1 pseudogene is annotated in these 237 nt (G+C 62.9%); it reads right to left on the bottom strand.

Annotated features, from left to right (window positions below):
* Positions 1–221 (bottom strand): annotated as a pseudogene (locus AC0L2O_RS37510) (anhydro-N-acetylmuramic acid kinase); the annotation flags it as partial.
* Positions 222–237: the final 16 nt, after the last annotated feature.

Genomic DNA, 237 nt, shown 5'->3' with positions numbered 1-237 from the left:
AGCGCTTCTTCAGCTTCGCGAAAGATTGCCGGCTCCGGCCCGGTGAAACTCCAGGTCCTGGCCTGGCGCAGCGTCTCCTCCAGCAGCGTCTGGATTGATCTGGGGTAGGGCGCCAGCGTGTAGGTGCCGAAATCCGCGATCCGCTCGCCGTCGGTCTTGATCAGCGCAACATCGATATTGCCGTCCAGCACGGTGCCGGTCATCAGGCCGACGGCCCAGATTGGTTCCCCACTTTTC

Source organism: Bradyrhizobium sp. Kon10 (assembly GCF_055807395.1).
Note: the sequence above shows the minus strand (reverse complement) of the source record. Positions and strands in the feature narration are given on the sequence as shown.